The sequence below is a fragment of the Neobacillus bataviensis LMG 21833 genome (assembly GCF_000307875.1).
GTDB classification, from domain to species: domain Bacteria; phylum Bacillota; class Bacilli; order Bacillales; family Cytobacillaceae; genus Neobacillus; species Neobacillus bataviensis.
The window spans coordinates 1-18249 of sequence record NZ_AJLS01000097.1 but is presented as its reverse complement, the minus strand read 5'-3'; the positions used below and the strand labels follow the sequence as shown (position 1 = coordinate 18249).

Sequence of the window (18249 nt, the reverse complement as noted above, 5' to 3'; positions counted from 1 at the left end):
ATGTTAAAAATAGGTCCATTATCCTTTCAATCTCGTTTATTACTAGGAACTGGAAAGTATCCAAGCTTTGAAATCCAAAAGGAAGCTGTGGAAGTATCTGATGCTGAAATCCTTACGTTTGCAGTAAGAAGAATGAATATTTTTGAACCAAGCCAGCCCAATTTTTTGGAGCAGCTCGATACCAATAAATATACGCTTTTGCCTAATACAGCTGGTGCCAAAACGGCAGCTGAGGCAGTGCGAATCGCAAAATTAGCGAAAGCTTCAGGTCTATGCGATATGATTAAAGTGGAAGTAATTGGTTGTAATCAAACATTACTTCCTGATCCCGTTGAAACTCTAAAGGCAACGGAAGAATTGGTGAAGGAAGGATTTATTGTCCTCCCCTATACCTCAGACGATGTGGTGTTAGCTAGGAAGCTGCAAGAAGTTGGCTGTAATGCGGTTATGCCAGGTGCATCACCAATTGGTTCCGGTCAGGGGATCATCAATCCAATAAACCTTAGGTTTATCATCGAACAGGCCGTCGTTCCTGTGATTGTTGATGCTGGGATTGGCTCGCCGGCCGATGCTGCCTTGGCGATGGAATTAGGGGCAGATGGTGTGTTATTAAATACCGCAGTGTCAGCAGCAAAGGATCCGGTAAAAATGGCAAAAGCCATGAAGCTTGCAATTGAAGCCGGACGATTAGGCTTTGAAGCTGGAAGAATCGAGAAAAAGAAATATGCAACCGCAAGCAGTCCAAAAGAAGGAATGAGTATTGGATGAATCAACGGTACTCACGACAAGAACTATTTTCACCCATTGGAAAAGATGGGCAACAAAAGATTTCAACTAAACATGTACTCATCATAGGAGTGGGAGCACTCGGTACAGGCAGTGCCGAAGCGTTGGTCCGCGCTGGAATTGGCAAACTTACCATCGTTGATCGTGATTATGTGGAATGGAGCAATTTGCAGCGGCAACAATTATATACAGAAGTAGATGCCAAAAACCGAACCCCAAAAGTCATAGCTGCCAAACAGCGCTTATCAGCAGTTAATTCATCTGTGGAAATTGAAGCAATTGTTGCAGATGCTTCAGCCTTAGAGCTTGAAAAATGGGCGAAACACGTGGATCTTATCATTGATGCAACTGATAATTTTGAAACAAGAATGATGATAAATGATGTATCTCAACAAGTGGGTGTCCCATGGATTTATGGTGCATGTGTTGGAAGCTACGGCATTTCCTACACGATTATTCCCGAAAAAACGCCTTGCCTTTCATGTTTACTTAAAACGGTTCCTATTGGCGGGTTAACCTGTGACACCGCAGGGATAATAAGCCCGGCCGTTCAAATGGTGGTTGCTTATCAAATAAGTGAAGCGTTGAAAATTTTAGTCGGTGACTTCGACTCATTACGAAACAAACTTGTTTCTTTTGATTTATGGAAAAACCAGTTTAGTGCGATTCAAGTCGATAAAATGAAAAGTGAAAATTGTCCTTCTTGCGGGATAAACCGATCGTATCCTTATTTATCGTTTGAAAATCAAACGAAAACAGCAGTACTCTGTGGAAGAGATACTGTTCAGATCCGTCCACCCAGTCCAACTTTACGTGATTTGGCTGCATTAGAAATCTTTTTGGAAAAACAAGGGGGGACGATTCAGCGGAATCCTTACCTTTTATCCTATACGGTGAATCCTCACCGATTAGTGTTATTTAAAGACGGAAGAGTGCTCATACACGGAACGAAGGATATTGCAGAAGCAAAGGCGCTATACCATAGATACTTGGGTTAAAAATAATATTGGAATCTCCAGGGTCAGACCCCCGATGTGCTAACACTCTAGCGCACCGGGGGTCTGACCCTTTTTAAAAATCATCATCAAATGTTCATATATTTCCGAAATCTGCCTATCCTTTTTCTTTCTTACTCCCTATATCTACTATGAAGGGAATTTTAACAGAAGAAGGGATTTGGTTAAGGATGGCAAGGTATAGAATGGTGCGTACGGATTTTTGGAAGAACCCTGTTGTGATGGAGGAGATGACTCCAGAGGATAAATACTTTTACGTTTATTTGCTGACGAATCCGCAAACAACGCAAATTGGAATCTATAAAATTACGAAAAAACAAATGGCCTTTGATTTGGGCTATTCGATTGAAAGTGTACATGCGTTAATGGAACGATTTACCCTGCATCACAAGTTGATTCGGTATAATCCTGAAACAAGAGAGCTCGCGATTAAAAACTGGGGGAAAGAGAACCTGCAGAATGGCGGTAAACCGGTGATGGATTGTATTTTTTCCGAATTAAAAGAGGTCGAAGATTACTCGCTAATACCATATGTTTCGGAATCCATACATAAACAAGAGATTCGTCACTTATATGAATCTTTTTGTAAACCAGAAGAAATATTTCTTGGCACTGAATTCATTGATCAAGATGAAAACGATACATATGAAACCGAATGCGAAGAAATGGACGATACGTTACTGACTCGTCATACGATAGGTGGGCAAAAAGAAAAACAAAAAGAAAAAGAAAAACAAAAACAACAACAAAAAGATTTTCCGCTAAACAGTGAGAGCCATTTAGATAATGAGAATCCGTTACTGGGTAATCAAAAAAACGAAGAGATAAAAGAAATTGTTGAGTTTTGGGACAACAATGGATTTGGGTTTACGAACGAGAATGCGAAACAGCAGCTGTTGGCTTGGTTGGATGATTCTCACTTTTTACAGCCAAAAGAGATGATTTTAAAAGCGATGAATATTGCTTGTGCCAATAACAAGCGAAAGCTGAATTATGTTGTGGGGATTCTGAGGAATTGGGAGAACGAATCCTTACTAACCGTTGAAGAAATTGATTCGTATCAGGAGAAGCAAAAGACTGTACGAACGACAAGGCAAGTGCCGGCCGGAAGGGATATTCCTAGGGACTTTGTACTCGACCTAACAAGAGGTGAAAAATGATGAGTATGGTGGAAAAAGTGTTCTTAGGAAGCTTGATGAAGGCGGATTACTTACTGAAGGATACCATCGTTCAACCGGAACAGCTCGAAAGCACATGGCATAAAGAGATCATGCGAAAAATGGGCGAGTTAAAGCGCGCCGGAAAGAATATAGATTTAATTACCTTTACCACCTTACCTGACCTCGAATCATTAGGTGGTATGTCTTACCTTTCGGAGCTGCTATCGTATGCCGATCCCGAGAAATTTGACGGAACGGAGCAGCTAATTCTTGATCTGTGGAAGGAACGGGAAAAGAGAAGGATCTTAACACTTGCAGCGATGAATGATTGGGAGATTGCGAAAGTCATTGGCGAATTGGATAAAATTAACCAAACGAAAATGGATGATCACACGCCCTTACAACAAGCGTTAGCGGGCATCTATGAGGCACCGTGGGAAGATCAGCTACTTCTTAAGAGTGTGACAACGGGTATCAAAAAGCTCGATGAAGTGACAGGTGGATTTCAGGGCGGGGAAGTGACCATTCTAGCAGCACGGCCATCGATGGGGAAAACCGATGTGATGCTTCATTTTGCCAAAATGGCGGGTTGGGCCGGGTTTCTGCCACTTGTATTTTCCTTAGAAATGCCTGAAAAGCTGATAACCTCTCGATTAATGGCTTCAACAGGAGGCTTTAACCGGGGAAAAATGCGGGATCCGAAAAGGATGTTAAGTCAAAGTCAAAAGGATAAATGGTTCGATGTGATTGGTGAACTTAATGAAACCCATATGCAAATATTTGATGGAGCTGGACAAACGATTGCCGAAATGAGAGCGAAAACGAGAAAGCTCATGCATCAATATCCATACAAGAAACCAATCCTTTTTATTGATTACTTAACCCTGATCCAGTCAGGTCAATTACATGGAGGGAATGCCCATTTACAGGTAACAGAAATATCCAAATCCCTCAAAACGATGGCAAAGGATTTTGATTGTCCTGTCATTTGTTTGGCACAGCTTAATCGGTCAGTAGAATCCAGGGCGAATAAGCGGCCAATGATGCCTGATATTCGGGAATCGGGCAGTGTAGAACAGGATGCCGATGTCATTTTATTACTATACCGGGAAGCGTATTATGACAAGAAATCCGAGAATCGTTCCCTTGAAATCATTGTCTCGAAAAACCGAAATGGCCCAGTTGGAACCATCGCAGTGGAGTATACCGAGGATACAGGAGCAATTGAGGATCAAAAGGAACAGAGTCTGTCCCTGGTATAATCGTCTATTCGATCAATAAGGACGAAGCGAACGATTGATAAAAAAATGAAAATCGAGGTGCTATGACATGATCGTGAAAGAACTTTACCGGGATAGTTTAATCTACGAAGAATCCTCCTTGGCGCATTATCTCTATCATTTACTTGCTGAAAAGAAAATTTCATTAGAGGACGACGTTTCCAAGGTAGACTTTGATCAAGCCAATCATCAGGTAGTTGCGGAAATGATTCGCAATAATCTATTAGGGTTTCATAAGATTCGCATATACTCACTGAAAAGGAATCAGTATGAATTCATCTTTATCTTTACAGCCAGTGAGCAAGAGGCAATCCAATTCTTTTGCGCGACCTACCACCAAACCCCACTGAACTGTCATGAATATCCGCTAGATTGGGAGATTTGTAAAGGAAAAGATGGGATTTCCTTTCGAGACATGCGGAAGGAGTTTACGAGTTTTCCAGCTATAGCGGGATGTTTTAAGAAGGAGGGGTGGCCATGCGAAAAACAGTGGCAGTAGGAGCTTTCATCGTTGCCGCAACTCTATTAGCTTATCAACAACAGGGAATAATAGATGAAGATCAATTAGGGGGCAATCTAACTGATCATCAAGTAGAACAAAGCTCCAATTATGCTGACGAGGTAGCAAATATAGCAGTTGGGCAAGTGCCTATTACCTTAGTACAAGCAATTGATGGGGATACCATTAAGGCAAAAGTAAATGGAAAAGTGGAAACAATTCGCTATTTATTAGTCGATACACCCGAATCAAGAAAACCGGAGATGTGCGTCCAGCCATTTGCAAAGGAAGCATACCAAAGGAATAACGAGTTAGTGAAGGGTGGCAGTCTATCGATGGAGTTTGAAGGCAGAAATAGTAGAGATGCCTATGGTAGACTGCTTGCTTATGTTTATGTGGATGGGGTTTCTATTCAGGAAACGCTGCTGAAAGAAGGCTATGCACGGGTTGCATATATTATGGCTCCACCTTATAGAAATCTCAAACGATATCGAATAGATGAAAATTTGGCAAAGGAGAGCAAGTTAAGGATTTGGAGTACCAAAGATTATGTGACAAATAGGGGATTTAATGGGTGTGTGACTGAGAGGGAAGTAAATTTACAAGGATCTAACCCATTTTCCCTCCATTAGATGGATATGCCAGGAACTATCCAGAACTTTGGATAGTTCTTGGCACTGTTTGAGTAGCGAAGACATTCCATGATGTGCAAGTAACATTCTGAATAAGCGGGAATGGAAACATGCAGCATTAGGAACAGAAATGGATTATTAGGTGATTGGATTACCAATCACTATTCGTCTCTTTCCGGAAAGATTACAGCTAAATCAATTTCTAGTTCATTTAATACATGGACAGGAATAATGTCCTCTCGTTTAAAGACATCTTGTAGTTCTAATGAATGATTCCTTAACCGATATACTTCAACGAGCTGATTCGCTGGGTCAATAATCCAATATTCTTTTACTCCTGCACGCTGATACGCAAGTCTTTTATCGATTCGGTCAATTTTAGCCGAAGATGATGAAATGATTTCAACTACCAAGTCGGGAGCACCTAAGATTTTATTTCTTTTAATCATACTAGGGTCACAGACTACAATAAGATCAGGAATAACCCAATTCCTAACGTTTTCATCAATCCATTTATGATGGGTATCTTCAAAAAGGAATACATCAATGGGAGCTGCAAATGCTTTACAACCCTTTCCCCTAAGAATAGAACCGATTTCGATTGATAATTGCATGGATATTTCTTGATGACTAGGCTGGGGCGAGGGAGCCATGCTGATTATTTTACCATCCAGCACTTCACATCGTTCATCTTCACCCCAGTTGGCATACTCCTTGTAGGTTAAGATCTTTTGACGTTTATCTGCCATACCCTTATTCCCACAACCCTTCTCTTATCATTTTAGTTTACCTAATTATACCTTATAAAATGAAAAAATTTAATATGAGTATCCCTTTGACTCATGAAAGACGATCTCATGGACTGAAATCAGTAAAAAGGGGCTTACTTGATCCATGAAAAACGATTTCATGGACTGGAATCAGCAGAAAAGGGTTTACTTGATCCATGAAAGCCGATCTCATGGACTAGAATCAACAAAAAGGGGCTTGCTCGGTCCATGGAAGAGGATTTTAAAAACAACAAACTATTTGAAAAAAGCCGTAAATGATTTAACACCGAAAAAGAGAGGAAGGATTGCGATTATTTTTATAGAATTTAAATATGAAAGTCCATTAAAACTACAGAGTGAGGAGCCCGAAAAAATGAAAAATGTTTTAGTTTTAGGCGGAACGCGGTTTTTTGGCCGAAAATTAGTAGAATTATTACTTGAAGACGGGCACCATGTGGCAATCATAACCCGCGGCCAATCAGGTAATCCATTCGGTGATCAAGTGGAGCACCTGGTTATACCTATGAAATTCGGATGGGAGACAGTACAGACTTTACGTATGCAGAAGGAAAACGACAAGCTGAAGCCGTTTTATTTCAACAAGCAACGTTCCCTGTCGTCGCCGTTCGTTTTCCCATCGTGATGGGCGTGGACGATTAAACCCGCCACTTACATTTCCATGTAGAACGCATCGCCAAAGGGGAGCCAATTGGCTTTGTCAATATGAAGGCGGAAATGTCGTCCTGCCCGACTGGATATTCGTTTTATGATGTACCTCATCTGTCCAATACTCATTCTGTGTGGGTGCCGTTCAGTAACAAATATTGCAGGGTCTTTATCCTTGCGAAGGTCTAGGTATCGCTTAAGCCAGATTTCACACCGTATCATAATGTAAAACTCCGGGACGTCAAAGAGCTTACATTCTTTACTTTTCTGGAGCTAAACAATGCAAAAATCGAGAGGATAGGGTTGATAAATATATGCAGCAAATTCCAAAGAAAAAAGGATTAAATGATTAATATAAAAGAAGAATCTAATGAAATAAAAAATGCTTGGCTACCCTAGCATTCTGTTCACCCCAATTGCTGTTTTATTGGTAATCTCTTTTTTGAAGTAATAAATTTTTTAAGTATAGGAATTGTTTCTTCATTATCAAATACTGCTTCTACCTTAATCAATACAAGCCACGTCATAGAATTAACTTCTTTAATATAAGATTAAACTCATGCAAAAACTATAATATATATCCTCTTCTGAATAATTCTCCGATCGCATGGGAACGATTTGTTGCTCCAAGTTTTTTTATTGCAGTTTTCACATACTGATTAATCGTTAATTCACTGATTTTCATTGTACTTGCCATTTCTTTGGTACTTTCTCCTAGTGAGATTCTTCGCATTACTTCTAACTCTCTTTTACTTAAAAGTCTTGCTACATCGTGTTCTTGTGTAGACATTATCAATTTTCCAACTAACTTTCCAAAATAAGTAAATGATGATATAAGTTTGTCATCAATTGTTGTGTTTTCATTAAAGTCAGAACTACAAATATAACCGAACACGAATGAATCGTAACAAATTGGAATAACAAGCAAAGCGTTAAGATTAGAGGATATCGTATATTTAATGCTGACTTGTTTAAGGTACTCTAGTCCCGTACAGTATTTTGCCTTCTTTTCACTTATTGCTGAGAAGATTATAGGAAAAGAACGTATATCTTCACGAATTTCACCTATATGTACACCCTCAGTTTCGGAACGATAAAAGACCCCTTCACCCAGATAGCCAAGAGGAGAATATCGTACTAAATAAGAATCTTTGACAGGGAAAAGTTCTAGATAGATTTCCAACATGTTAAAAAGCTTTTCCTCATGACGTAATATAAACTCTAGCCTTTGAAGTTCTTGTTGAATGGTATAGTTTGAGACCATGGTTCATCCCCTTTTTTAAGCTAATTATACACCTATTTTACCAAATATTCTAACTTTTATAAATATTTATGAAAATTAAGGTATAAAAACAAAACAATAATCACCCAATATTTAGGGTATTCTGAATGTAAAAATAGGGAATTCCAAAAATTCAGAAATTTAATTATTATTAAATTACCACCCAGAAATGATGTTTATTTTTGAGTGCGGAAGGTTGAACTGTAAGATAAGGTGAAACCAATTTTAAAAAGGGAGGAAAAAATGATAGATAATCATGTTAAAGACTTTGATGCAGTTGTCATAGGTGCGGGTTTTTCTGGATTATACATGTTATACCGCTTAAGAGAGGCGGGCTTTTCCACCCGCTTGATTGAAGCTGGTGATGGTGTGGGTGGAGTCTGGTACTGGAATCGATACCCTGGAGCAAAATGTGACATAGAAAGCATTTATTATAACTATACATTTTCGAAGGAGCTTTACCAGGAATGGAATTGGACATCTAAATATCCTGAACAGAAAGAAATACTAAGTTATCTTAATTATGTTGCTGATAAATTCAAACTTCGTAAGGACATTCAGTTTGAGACCCGAATAACAGCTGCCCATTATAATGAGGTAAGTTGTAGATGGAAGATTCAAATGAATGATGGGACAAGTGTGACAGCAAAGTTTTTCATTTCAGGAGTAGGATGTCTTTCTGCAACCAATATTCCTAATTTCAAAGGATTAGAGAGCTTTAAAGGGGATTGGTACCATACTGGAAAATGGCCACAAGAAAAAGTAGATTTCAAAGGCAAACGTGTAGGGGTAATTGGCAATGGTTCAAGCGGTGTCCAGGCCATCCCTGAAATTGCAAAAGAAGCAGGACATCTGACTGTATTTCAACGGACCCCACAGTATACAATCCCAGCTAGAAACTACCTTTATAACCCATCGTTTATTCAACAAACGAAAGATAACTATGAAGAGATAAAAAGAATCATGGATGGATCTCCATCAGGAAACGGGCTTCAAATTCGTAATGTATCTGTCTTTGAAGAGTCCCCTAAAGAACGTACGAAGGCTTATGAAAAGGCATGGCAAGAAGGTGGATTTGCCTTTACATCAATCTATAATGACTTATTTACCAACGAAGAGGCGAATAAAACGGCTGCGGATTTTATCCGAGTAAAAATTAAAGAAATAGTCAATAACCCTGAAACGGCAAAAAAGTTACTACCAGACTACTTTTTTGGTACAAAACGCCCAATCTTAGACACAGGTTATTACGAAACTTTTAATCGTGAAAATGTTACGTTAGTGGATGTCAAAAATGATCCAATTGTAGAAATCACTCCAAACGGTCTTCGAACAATGAAAGAGGAATATGAAATGGACATCATTGTTTTCGCAACAGGTTATGACGGTATGACTGGTCCATTATTTAATATCGATATTCGAGGCAAAGAAGGGGTTACTCTTAAAGAGAAATGGGAAAATGGGGCAAAGGTTAGAACTTATTTAGGACTCGGAACGGCTGGATTTCCAAACTTTTTTATGATTACTGGTCCGGAAAGTCCATCCGTATTAGTGAATATGCCTACAGCCATTGAGCAGCATGTTGATTGGATTGCGGATTGTATAGTGTATCTCACTCAAAACAATCTGGATACTTTGGAGCCTTCGAGAGAAGCAGAAGAAGAATGGAGCAAGCATTGTCGTGAAGTAGCAGAAATGACTCTTTATGTAAAAACAGATTCCTGGTACACGGGTGCGAATATTAAAGGGAAACCACGAAGTTTTCTAATCTATCTAGGCGGATTTATCTACTACAAACAAAAATGTAATGAAGTTACAGCTTCGGGATACGATGGTTTTGTTCTCTCAAGTAGAATGACCCTGCAATAATTGTCTGTTACAAACATTTTTATAGAATATGAACAAAAGATCTAAATCTTTTTGGATAATTGAGGGAATGGAGTGGAGACATGAGCTTAGCAAATCGTGTAGCAATCATTACCGGTGCAGGAAGTGGCATAGGCAGGGCAGCCAGTTTAAAGCTTTCGACTCAGGGTATGCTGGTTGCTCTAGTTGATTATGATGTGGCACGTGGAGAAGAAACCCTTCGACTTGTTAAAGAACAAGAGGGGAATGGTATTTTTATCCAAGCAGATGTATCTAGTAGTACGGAAGTGCAGAATTATGTTGCGAATATAAAAGAAAGATATGGAAGAATAGATGTTTTCTTTAATAATGCTGGAGTTATGGGGACACTATCCCCTTTAGCTGATTATAGTGAGGAGACGTTTGACCGGATTATGGCAGTAAATTTAAAAGGAGCCTTTCTTGGGCTTAAGTATGTAATCAAGGTCATGGAAGAACAGAGGTCAGGGGTAATTATAAACACTGCTTCAACAGCAGGAGTTCAAAGTACGCCATTTCTAGGAGGCTACTCTGCAAGTAAACATGGTGTAGTGGGTCTTACGAAAACAGCAGCTGCGGAATACGGACCAAAGGGAATTCGGATTAATGCAGTTTGTCCAGGAGGGGTAATAACAAATATGACAAAGGATATGGATATGTCCGATCCAGTACAGAATGGGCCACTAAGAAGACCATCATCTCCTGAAGAAATAGCTAATGTTGTTTGTTTTCTCGCATCTGAAGAGGCAAGTTATATGAATGGTTCTATCGTTACTGTAGATGGAGGTTTAACAGCTTAAATAATCTTAAAATAAAAGATGTTAATTAATGTAAACGTATACATTGAATTTGTTATAATAATTATTATCAGAGGTGAATTGGCAATGAAAAACAGAATTGATCCTGAATTAAGGGAAGTTCTTGAAGTTTTCCCACCACTAGATTTAGATTATCTTGAAGAAACAAGACAAGGTATGGTTCAAATCTCTCAATCCATTGAAATTCCTATTAATGAATCTGTTTCTATATCCAACCGGATGATACCAGTTCCAACCGATAACCCCTCCATTCGGGTACGAATTTATGAACCAAAGGAAAAAAATGAACTTTTGCCTGGATTATTATGGATACATGGAGGTGGTTATGTATTCGGAGTCCCTGAAGGGGATGATGTTTTGTGCCAGAAATTTGTTACAGAAGGAAATTGTGTAGTGGTCGCAGTCGATTATAGACTAGCCCCAGAAAATCCATATCCAGCAGGGTTGGAGGATTGTTATTCAGCACTGAATTGGTTCTCCGGAAATGCTGCAAGTTTAGGTGTAGATCCTTCCCGAATTGGAGTGGCAGGTGCTAGTGCTGGGGGAGGATTAACAGCTGCCTTATCATTACTTGCTAGAGATCGGAAAGGTCCAGAGCTTTGTTTCCAAATGCCGTTGTACCCTATGATTGACGATCGGAATAACACACCATCAAGTCTTGAAATCACAGGTAACATGGTTTGGAATCATGATTTGAACCAAAGAGCTTGGACGATGTATTTAAATGGTGCAAATGGAACAGAAAATGTCCCTCCTTATGCGGCACCTGCTCGAGCTACAGATTTATCTGGCCTTCCATTTACGTACACATGTGTTGGACAATTGGATCCATTTCGTGATGAGACCCTAATTTATATCCAAAAACTTTGTCAAGCAGGCGTAGATGTTGAATTCCATTTGTATCCAGGAGCTTATCACGGATTTGAAGGAGTTGTACCACAAGCGAATATCAGTCAGCGGGCACTTGCAGAGTATATCGGTGCAGTAAAACATGTGCTCCATCGTAAACAGCCTGTAGAAAATAAATAAATTAAATATATACTCCCCTTAAATGATATTAAAGGGGAGTATTAAATCCATTGGGTGCTTAATTTAGCTTCCTTGTTTTTTCCAATTAATCACATTTTTATAAGGACCATATAGTGAAATTTCAAGTAACTTAGCTGCCATTATTTCAGGTGTATACTTATAATTATTTTTGATCCACCAAAAAATGCTTTCTAAATATGCACCTGTTGTGTAAGAGATAATAAAGGGAATTTCCATTCGATAATCCTTTTCTGTGCTTTGGGAAGCACGTATTCCATCCACAATATATTGACGAATAATTAATTTAACTTTCTCCATAAAAAGAGCATCTGGTTTATAAATGAAAAGGACTTCATATGCCAAATGGTTTTGTAAAATATGTTCGAATAGAAATATCATATTTTCTGGTAATTCTTCAGGTTCAATATCTTCTAGTTTTTTTGGATTGGTTATAGTCAATGACTTTCTTAATTCTTCCAGAATACTATTATATAAATGAATGCGTAAATCCATTAAATCTTTATATAAATTATAGAATGTTGGTCGAGTTACCTGTGCTTCTTGGCAAAGCCGTTGAATGGACATATTTTCGTTTTCCTGTAATAGAAGAGATAAATATGCTTTTTGTAATTTTTTTATAGAGAGAATTTGACGAGGATCCTTTATTTCCATATATATCACACCTTTAATTGTTATATTAATACTAGCATGATTTCAATGAAAATAAAAATAGCAACTTTAGAATATCTAAAGTTGCTATACTAAATTTTTAAAGTGCAGTCCAACCACCGTCAATTACTAATTCAGCTCCAGTCATGAATTTTGATTCATCACTTGCTAAGAATAGTACACCATAAGCAACATCTTCTGGTTCTCCCATGTAAGGTAATTGAGTATGGGCTTCATAATAGGGCATTGCTGCTTCCATTGTAGGAGCCGTCATTGGTGTTACAATAATTCCAGGGTGTACAGAGTTTACTCGGATTTTATCTTTAGCATATTCAACTGCTGCTGATTTTGATAAAGAGCGTAAGGCACCTTTAGCAGCTGTATATGGGCTTGTACCTGCCATTCCAACGATACCACCAATTGAAGAAATGTTAATAACTGAACCTCCACCAGCTTTTTGCATTTCAGGAATACAGTATTTCATTCCAAGAACACAGCCATTTAGATTAATGTCCATAACGAAATTCCATTCATCCATTTCCATGTTTGCAATTGTTTTGTTTATTGCAACACCAGCGTTATTAACTAAAACATCTACTTTACCATACAATTCTACTGTTTTTGCAACAACATTTTTCCATTCCTCCTCAGATGTTACGTTTTGTTTAATCGCAACGGCTTCTCCACCTGCTGCTTTAATTTCGGAAACTACTTCGTTTAATTTTTCTTCGTTTAAATCTGTTGCTACAATCTTCGCTCCTTCTTTTGCGAAAAATTTAGCTTCAGCTGCTCCCATACCATTTGCAGCTCCTGTAATTATTGCTACTTTACCATCCAATCTCATTTGAATAACCTCCAAATTCATTTTCTTTACAAAGTGTAAAATAGTTCATATAATTGATTTGTAACATATATTTTAAAATTATGCAATTGGGGAGGCTTTTTTTATGGGTAGATTAGAAAACAAAGTTGCTATCATCACAGGTGCAGCTTCAGGTATGGGAGAAGCGACTGCAAAACTATTTGCGTCTGAGGGTGCAAAAATAGTGGCAGCAGATATTAATATGGAAGCTTTAGAGCGTGTAGTAAAGGAAATTAAAGATAAAAATGGAGAAGCAATAGCTCAATTTGTTGATATCGGGGAAGAAGAGAAAATCAAAGAAATGATTCAGGCTGCTGTCGATACCTACGGTCGTTTAGATATTTTGCATAATAACGCAGCACGTCTCGACTTTAAAAATGACTTAAATGTTAAAGATTTAGATGTTTTTGAATGGGATGAAACAATGCGGTACAATTTAAGATCCGTTATGCTGGGGACAAAATATGCAATTCCAGTTATGTTAGAAAATGGCGGCGGATCAATCATTAATACAGCGTCTATGGGTGGACAAGTTGGTGAACTAACAAAATCAGCATATGCGGCAGCAAAAGCTGGTGTAATTGGCTTAACGAAATCAACAGCAGTGCAATTTGGTAAACAAGGTATTCGTTGTAACGCAATTGCACCTGGTATGGTTTTAAACGATTTCATTATAGAAAATGCACCGGAAGGCTTAAAACAACTTATTGAAGTATACCAAGAAACAAAATTAGTAAATCGAATTGGTAATCCCCGTGATATCGCTAACTTAGCTTTATTCTTAGCAAGTGAGGAATCTGATTTCATTACTGGACAAGTTATTAATGCAGATGGTGGAATTCTTGCTCAAAATCCAACTGTACCACAAGTAAAAAGTAAAAATTTAAACTGGTAATCTAAAAATTAGATGAATATTTTAGGTTTGAATAACTTCAACTTTTATTAAAAGATGGTAGGAAACAAGAGCAGTTGGTTTATTTATTGATTGATATTCTGTTAGAACAAGCTTTAAAAAATTGATTTGAATAGGAATGAAAGTTTTTGGCAGCTTGTATGGGTTCGTATTTTTTGTTAAGGAATACAATCAAAATCTTCTGGAGTATTAAAAAATACACTTGAATATTGCTACTCGTGAAGCTTGGAATAACAAAGCCGCAGGTATCGTAAGCTATGGGAGAACTGGTCGAGCTCGTCCAGCTGAACATTTAAGAGGGTTTTGTGGAGAACTATTCATTGAAAATGTGAAGACTCACCCAACATTATCTTTGTTTACAGATTTTGAAACTTTACAACATATAAACCATCTCTATTACATCTTACTAATATCAATTTAATACTTGCTTGAACAGGTTAACGCTTGAGCGTTGCATTGAAAGCCTTGAGATAATAACGATAATTGATCGGTGCAAAATAATCTGAATATCAGACGCTACCATAAAGTGTCTGATATTCTTTTTTATCTGAAGAAAATAAATGAATACACTCTATAAAAAAGATTGTGAACCGTTACACTTAAGCTAACGGTGGGCTTTCCTTAAAGAGCTGGCTGCTAAAACTAATGGGTTCGGTTGATGGGGAGAAAAATGTTAAAAACAATGCAAAAGGCAACCTAATTCGCATATATTTTAACAGTAAATTAGCAATGTAAATAGCCAGTAACGCTCAGATTATTCCTGAGCGTTTTTAGCGTAATATTTTACCAACATAATTAAGTTAAAGCACCCTTTTGTTGAATTATTGATTTCCTGTTGTTCTAAAAACCATATGTATTAAAAATTTCAGGATACGATAGGATTAGCACTAATCCTATAATTACAGTTGCAAAAAAACAAATCCAACCTATTATTTTTACCTTTTTATCAATTTCATCTTTTTTTTCTAATTTACTAATGTAATTAACTACTAAAGTAAGACAAATAAGAGGAATAATTCCTATATACCAGTATCCTAAAGAAGCTTTATCTACCTCCCATAAAACTACAACTAGTAAAATCACTCCAAGTGCTATTCGATTTATTATCGTTTTCATATAACCCCTCCACTCTCTATCTTTGATAACCCTTTCACAAACTACAAATTTATTTTAACATATTAAACACAAATTCCTTGTAAATAAAAGTTTGCTTCGTATTAAGTCATATCTCCTCTGTAAAATTATTTATACATTCTTTATGCTAAAACGGCTGGCTTTTTCTTATTGAACAAAGAAGCAGATTAATTCTGTAATTTATTGGCTTATTATGGGTAAAATGTTATTTTGAGATTGGAGGGATTATTGTAATGGAAGCAATAACATTAGAGGAAGGAATAGATATGGATAAATAACATTCCTAATGGTGGTGTATATGTGCAGAAAATATTGAAGGGGGAATTGTTGGTTTTTCTTCTGGTGGTAAAGAAAGAAGTGGAAAATTAAACGAAAGGATGTTGTCTATGCAAGTAAAGCTTGAACACATAATTGAAGGAATGGAAATGCAATCGGAAGAGAACCGTTCGTATCTTAACCTTAAAACAGGAGAAATAGTGTATGTCTCTCAGGAGGCTTTAGCGATTGCCGACGATGGAGAGGATTATGAACACCTACCAGAATGGCAACAAGAAGATGTAAAGCTAGCCTATGATATAGTAGACAGTTTTGATCAGTTTGCCGGACTCCCTTCATCTTTTGATATTGATGAGTATGAAATGATGGAAAGTTATTGTAATAGCCTTTCTGATAGTAAAACACAAGATGCATTACTTGCTTCTATTCGTGGAAAGGGAGCATTCCAACGATTTAAAGACAGTGTTAACCGTTTAGGAATCTCTGACCAATGGTATGATTACCGAGATATGAAATATGAGGAAATAGCTATAGAATTTTGCAAAAGTAAAAACATTGACTATATAAAAAAAGAATACTAGGGAGAGTTTATTATCTTTTGAAATAATAGGGTTCTCCCTTTCGAAGAGAGTATTGGGATTTTAAAAAATAGCATTGGGATTTGAATCTAACTGCTATATAAATTGTACTTATAATTTACTAATACATATGGAAGGATTTTTATACATTACGCGTCGAATATTTAAATGATTAACCGGGGAACACAGGCACAATTAAAATTTGACTTATTAATTCGGTACTAGAATTATTTAAAAATATGTAAACAAGGAGGCGGTTTCTTTGGAAGAAAAAGATCTTTGGATGGGGAAGTCATTTTTCTTTGGTTTTCCGTCATTTACGAAATATCGGATCACAAATCAAAGGCTTATTATTGAAAAAGGGGTTTTCACCAAAATTATCAGTGAAATTGAATTATTTCGAGTTCGTGATATTCAAGTGAAACGAAATTTGGTAGAAAGAATCTTTGGATTCGGGGATATTACGGTTTTGTCCACTGATCACATGAATAGCGTTATTCTGCTTAAAAATATTAAAAAATCAGTGGAAGTGAAAGACATTATTCGTAATGCTGTTATGGAGCAACGAAATAGCCAAAGACTTGAGATTGATGATATCCATCAGTAATAAACAAATACAGGTTTTCAGGGTCAGCCCCCCGGCATGCTTACGCTTTAGCGCACCGGGGGGCTGACCCTTTATATGATTGTCAAAAAATATTCACATATTTCCGAAATCACCTATCCTTTTCTCTCTTAATCCCTATATCTACTATGAAGGGATTTTAATAGTAGAAATGCCAGGTATTATCCAAAAATTAGGATGGTGCCACTGTCACTTGTTAAATTGAAATAAATTCATCAAGTAGAAGGTTGAAGTGCCAGGTACTATCCAGAAATTTGGACGGTACCTGTTAGGAGTTGTTTGATATCCCGATCCCACACATAGAACTGATTAATCGTTTTGGCCCATCTACCTTCTTTTACCCTGCTGTAGTCTGCAAAGGCCGAGATTAAAATTGATATCAAATTCGTCATAAAATGCAAAAATCGGCTCCAAATTACAGATTTGAACGCAAAAACGAGGGTTTTCGTTCAAAAATCAACGCCAAATTTGAATTTTAGCGGTTCGATTCTCACAGCAAAACCCGATATCGTAGAGGTGCCGGAAACGGAAACCAGCGGTGAAAGGGTGGCACAAAATAATGAATTTAAAATCAGGTAACATTGAGGGATTTGAACAGTATTCGCAATTTGAAAGTTTGAAAGAGTTTAACCATCATATGGAAATGTGGTTATTGGAGCACAAGTCTGATTTTTCAAAAGGGGAGCTAGTCGGTTTAAAGCGGCTGGTTCGTTTTGCTGCGAAAATCCCTGGTGTTTGCAATGCCAAAATCGGCACGGTGTTAAAGGCGATTCATGATAAATACCACGATCATGGGATTTCCCGTTCCACATTTAAACGGATGATTGGCAAGGCAAAAGCAATAGGGTTGTTCACTGTCTATGAAACGGAGCGGGGCAACGGTTCGCAGTCGAGTAATCTCTATGTATTTCATCGTTTTCCCGTAAGTGAACCACCCAAACAGGAAACAATGAACCCCCATAATGAAACTATTAATCTTTTAAAAACTGAAAAAGATCAAGAGATAAAAAAACGTAAAGAAGAACCGTCTGAATTGAATCACACCTTTGTGAGCAACCGAGTTCCACAAGAATTTGTTCAATTTGTTAAATGTTTCTTCGATGACGCGAAGTTAATCGAAGACTATTGGCATATGGTTCATATCCTAGCTTATGACTATAAACTACTTGAAGAAACAGATGTCATTGTGGGAATCGCCATTGAAGCCTTTAGACAGCTGATTAGAAAGCTAAAATTCACAAAGGTTGTCCAGAAGTCGATTGCTTACTTTTATGGAATCCTAAAACAGAAGTTTTGCCGGTATTACGATGAACGGTTAGAGGAAAAACGTGAAGAAGGAGTGGTTGATGAGTAAGCGTCAAATATTACCC

General features: G+C 37.6%; 19 protein-coding genes and 3 pseudogenes. 16 read left to right on the top strand and 6 right to left on the bottom strand.

Annotated elements, in window-relative coordinates; all coding sequences use genetic code 11:
* The 6 genes from BABA_RS13255 (at nucleotide 1) to BABA_RS13230 (ending at nucleotide 5373) form a co-directional block, all read left to right on the top strand.
* On the top strand, nucleotides 1-768 hold the full coding sequence (locus tag BABA_RS13255; RefSeq protein WP_007085702.1) for a thiazole synthase: 768 nt from the start codon (nucleotides 1-3) through the stop codon (nucleotides 766-768).
* Nucleotides 765-1784, top strand: a complete 1020-nt coding sequence (locus BABA_RS13250) for a thiazole biosynthesis adenylyltransferase ThiF (protein ID WP_007085701.1) — start codon at nucleotides 765-767, stop codon at nucleotides 1782-1784. The genes BABA_RS13255 and BABA_RS13250 overlap by 4 nt, the downstream gene beginning before the upstream one ends.
* A 188-nt stretch (nucleotides 1785-1972) precedes the next feature.
* Nucleotides 1973-2962: a DnaD domain-containing protein gene (locus BABA_RS13245; RefSeq protein WP_235749682.1), complete on the top strand. Its 990-nt coding sequence runs from the start codon at nucleotides 1973-1975 to the stop codon at nucleotides 2960-2962.
* Nucleotides 2959-4224, top strand: coding sequence for a replicative DNA helicase (locus BABA_RS13240; protein WP_040346365.1), 1266 nt, complete (start codon nucleotides 2959-2961; stop codon nucleotides 4222-4224). The genes BABA_RS13245 and BABA_RS13240 overlap by 4 nt, the downstream gene beginning before the upstream one ends.
* Nucleotides 4225-4291: 67 nt before the next feature.
* The gene (locus BABA_RS13235) at nucleotides 4292-4741 is read left to right on the top strand and encodes a hypothetical protein (protein ID WP_007085698.1); all 450 of its coding nucleotides are present in this window, start codon (nucleotides 4292-4294) and stop codon (nucleotides 4739-4741) included.
* On the top strand, nucleotides 4720-5373 hold the full coding sequence (locus BABA_RS13230) for a thermonuclease family protein (RefSeq protein WP_007085697.1): 654 nt from the start codon (nucleotides 4720-4722) through the stop codon (nucleotides 5371-5373). The genes BABA_RS13235 and BABA_RS13230 overlap by 22 nt, the downstream gene beginning before the upstream one ends.
* Nucleotides 5374-5534: 161 nt before the next feature.
* Here the strand turns inward: BABA_RS13230 and BABA_RS13225 are convergent, their stop codons facing one another.
* Nucleotides 5535-6122 (bottom strand): Uma2 family endonuclease, encoded by a 588-nt coding sequence (locus BABA_RS13225; RefSeq protein WP_007085696.1) that lies wholly within the window; start codon nucleotides 6120-6122, stop codon nucleotides 5535-5537.
* Nucleotides 6123-6516: 394 nt separating this feature from the next.
* Here BABA_RS13225 and BABA_RS26580 point away from each other — a divergent pair.
* Nucleotides 6517-6884: pseudogene (locus BABA_RS26580) on the top strand (NAD-dependent epimerase/dehydratase family protein); the annotation flags it as partial.
* On the opposite strand, the gene BABA_RS26055 reads toward BABA_RS26580, so the two are convergent.
* Nucleotides 6813-7031 carry a hypothetical protein gene (locus BABA_RS26055; protein ID WP_007085693.1) on the bottom strand — a complete coding sequence of 73 codons (219 nt, stop codon included), beginning with the start codon at nucleotides 7029-7031 and terminating at the stop codon, nucleotides 6813-6815. The pseudogene BABA_RS26580 and the gene BABA_RS26055 sit on opposite strands and share 72 nt — an antisense overlap.
* 8 nt (nucleotides 7032-7039) lie before the next feature.
* Here BABA_RS26055 and BABA_RS27005 point away from each other — a divergent pair.
* Nucleotides 7040-7162, top strand: a pseudogene (locus tag BABA_RS27005) (YdeI/OmpD-associated family protein); the annotation flags it as partial.
* A 215-nt stretch (nucleotides 7163-7377) separates the two neighbouring features.
* On the opposite strand, the gene BABA_RS13215 reads toward BABA_RS27005, so the two are convergent.
* Nucleotides 7378-8073, bottom strand: a complete 696-nt coding sequence (locus BABA_RS13215) for a response regulator transcription factor (protein ID WP_007085692.1) — start codon at nucleotides 8071-8073, stop codon at nucleotides 7378-7380.
* 261 nt (nucleotides 8074-8334) lie between these two features.
* Between BABA_RS13215 and BABA_RS13210 the strand changes: the two genes are divergently transcribed.
* The 3 genes from BABA_RS13210 (at nucleotide 8335) to BABA_RS13200 (ending at nucleotide 11822) form a co-directional block, all read left to right on the top strand.
* Nucleotides 8335-9960 (top strand): flavin-containing monooxygenase, encoded by a 1626-nt coding sequence (locus tag BABA_RS13210; protein ID WP_007085691.1) that lies wholly within the window; start codon nucleotides 8335-8337, stop codon nucleotides 9958-9960.
* Between the two features lie 80 nt (nucleotides 9961-10040).
* On the top strand, nucleotides 10041-10775 hold the full coding sequence (locus BABA_RS13205; protein ID WP_007085690.1) for an SDR family NAD(P)-dependent oxidoreductase: 735 nt from the start codon (nucleotides 10041-10043) through the stop codon (nucleotides 10773-10775).
* A gap of 84 nt (nucleotides 10776-10859) precedes the next feature.
* The gene (locus tag BABA_RS13200) at nucleotides 10860-11822 is read left to right on the top strand and encodes an alpha/beta hydrolase (protein ID WP_007085689.1); all 963 of its coding nucleotides are present in this window, start codon (nucleotides 10860-10862) and stop codon (nucleotides 11820-11822) included.
* Nucleotides 11823-11885: 63 nt separating this feature from the next.
* Here BABA_RS13200 and BABA_RS13195 read toward each other — a convergent pair whose 3' ends face one another.
* Nucleotides 11886-12494, bottom strand: a complete 609-nt coding sequence (locus tag BABA_RS13195) for a TetR/AcrR family transcriptional regulator (RefSeq protein WP_007085688.1) — start codon at nucleotides 12492-12494, stop codon at nucleotides 11886-11888.
* Between the two features lie 97 nt (nucleotides 12495-12591).
* A complete protein-coding gene (locus BABA_RS13190) occupies nucleotides 12592-13335 on the bottom strand; it encodes an SDR family NAD(P)-dependent oxidoreductase (RefSeq protein ID WP_007085687.1) in 744 nt (247 codons plus the stop codon).
* Nucleotides 13336-13438: 103 nt separating this feature from the next.
* Here BABA_RS13190 and BABA_RS13185 point away from each other — a divergent pair, with 103 nt between their 5' ends.
* Both BABA_RS13185 and BABA_RS28505 read left to right on the top strand, forming a co-directional pair.
* A complete protein-coding gene (locus BABA_RS13185) occupies nucleotides 13439-14248 on the top strand; it encodes an SDR family NAD(P)-dependent oxidoreductase (protein WP_007085686.1) in 810 nt (269 codons plus the stop codon).
* A 151-nt stretch (nucleotides 14249-14399) separates the two neighbouring features.
* Nucleotides 14400-14698: pseudogene (locus tag BABA_RS28505) on the top strand (NADPH-dependent FMN reductase); the annotation flags it as partial.
* Nucleotides 14699-15106: 408 nt separating this feature from the next.
* Here BABA_RS28505 and BABA_RS13180 read toward each other — a convergent pair.
* The gene (locus BABA_RS13180) at nucleotides 15107-15382 is read right to left on the bottom strand and encodes a hypothetical protein (RefSeq protein ID WP_007085685.1); all 276 of its coding nucleotides are present in this window, start codon (nucleotides 15380-15382) and stop codon (nucleotides 15107-15109) included.
* Nucleotides 15383-15786: 404 nt separating this feature from the next.
* Here BABA_RS13180 and BABA_RS13175 point away from each other — a divergent pair, with 404 nt between their 5' ends.
* From BABA_RS13175 to BABA_RS13165, 3 genes are all read left to right on the top strand, one after another.
* Nucleotides 15787-16257 carry a UPF0158 family protein gene (locus BABA_RS13175; RefSeq protein ID WP_007085684.1) on the top strand — a complete coding sequence of 157 codons (471 nt, stop codon included), beginning with the start codon at nucleotides 15787-15789 and terminating at the stop codon, nucleotides 16255-16257.
* Between the two features lie 259 nt (nucleotides 16258-16516).
* The gene (locus BABA_RS13170) at nucleotides 16517-16861 is read left to right on the top strand and encodes a PH domain-containing protein (protein ID WP_007085683.1); all 345 of its coding nucleotides are present in this window, start codon (nucleotides 16517-16519) and stop codon (nucleotides 16859-16861) included.
* A gap of 577 nt (nucleotides 16862-17438) precedes the next feature.
* A complete protein-coding gene (locus tag BABA_RS13165; protein WP_007085682.1) occupies nucleotides 17439-18233 on the top strand; it encodes a hypothetical protein in 795 nt (264 codons plus the stop codon).
* Nucleotides 18234-18249: the final 16 nt, after the last annotated feature.

What these genes read in the sequence shown, in the direction of transcription:
- BABA_RS13205 (WP_007085690.1), top strand. Translation starts at nt 10,041, where the DNA reads ATGAGCTTAGCAAATCGTGTAGCAATCATTACCGGTGCAGGAAGTGGC.
- BABA_RS13215 (WP_007085692.1), bottom strand. Translation starts at nt 8,073, where the DNA reads ATGGTCTCAAACTATACCATTCAACAAGAACTTCAAAGGCTAGAGTTT.
- BABA_RS13185 (WP_007085686.1), top strand. Translation starts at nt 13,439, where the DNA reads ATGGGTAGATTAGAAAACAAAGTTGCTATCATCACAGGTGCAGCTTCA.
- BABA_RS13230 (WP_007085697.1), top strand. Translation starts at nt 4,720, where the DNA reads ATGCGAAAAACAGTGGCAGTAGGAGCTTTCATCGTTGCCGCAACTCTA.
- BABA_RS26055 (WP_007085693.1), bottom strand. Translation starts at nt 7,031, where the DNA reads ATGATACGGTGTGAAATCTGGCTTAAGCGATACCTAGACCTTCGCAAG.
- BABA_RS13175 (WP_007085684.1), top strand. Translation starts at nt 15,787, where the DNA reads ATGCAAGTAAAGCTTGAACACATAATTGAAGGAATGGAAATGCAATCG.
- BABA_RS13225 (WP_007085696.1), bottom strand. Translation starts at nt 6,122, where the DNA reads ATGGCAGATAAACGTCAAAAGATCTTAACCTACAAGGAGTATGCCAAC.
- BABA_RS13165 (WP_007085682.1), top strand. Translation starts at nt 17,439, where the DNA reads ATGAATTTAAAATCAGGTAACATTGAGGGATTTGAACAGTATTCGCAA.
- BABA_RS13195 (WP_007085688.1), bottom strand. Translation starts at nt 12,494, where the DNA reads ATGGAAATAAAGGATCCTCGTCAAATTCTCTCTATAAAAAAATTACAA.
- BABA_RS13200 (WP_007085689.1), top strand. Translation starts at nt 10,860, where the DNA reads ATGAAAAACAGAATTGATCCTGAATTAAGGGAAGTTCTTGAAGTTTTC.
- BABA_RS13180 (WP_007085685.1), bottom strand. Translation starts at nt 15,382, where the DNA reads ATGAAAACGATAATAAATCGAATAGCACTTGGAGTGATTTTACTAGTT.
- BABA_RS13240 (WP_040346365.1), top strand. Translation starts at nt 2,959, where the DNA reads ATGATGAGTATGGTGGAAAAAGTGTTCTTAGGAAGCTTGATGAAGGCG.
- BABA_RS13255 (WP_007085702.1), top strand. Translation starts at nt 1, where the DNA reads ATGTTAAAAATAGGTCCATTATCCTTTCAATCTCGTTTATTACTAGGA.
- BABA_RS13250 (WP_007085701.1), top strand. Translation starts at nt 765, where the DNA reads ATGAATCAACGGTACTCACGACAAGAACTATTTTCACCCATTGGAAAA.
- BABA_RS13245 (WP_235749682.1), top strand. Translation starts at nt 1,973, where the DNA reads ATGGCAAGGTATAGAATGGTGCGTACGGATTTTTGGAAGAACCCTGTT.
- BABA_RS13210 (WP_007085691.1), top strand. Translation starts at nt 8,335, where the DNA reads ATGATAGATAATCATGTTAAAGACTTTGATGCAGTTGTCATAGGTGCG.
- BABA_RS13190 (WP_007085687.1), bottom strand. Translation starts at nt 13,335, where the DNA reads ATGAGATTGGATGGTAAAGTAGCAATAATTACAGGAGCTGCAAATGGT.
- BABA_RS13235 (WP_007085698.1), top strand. Translation starts at nt 4,292, where the DNA reads ATGATCGTGAAAGAACTTTACCGGGATAGTTTAATCTACGAAGAATCC.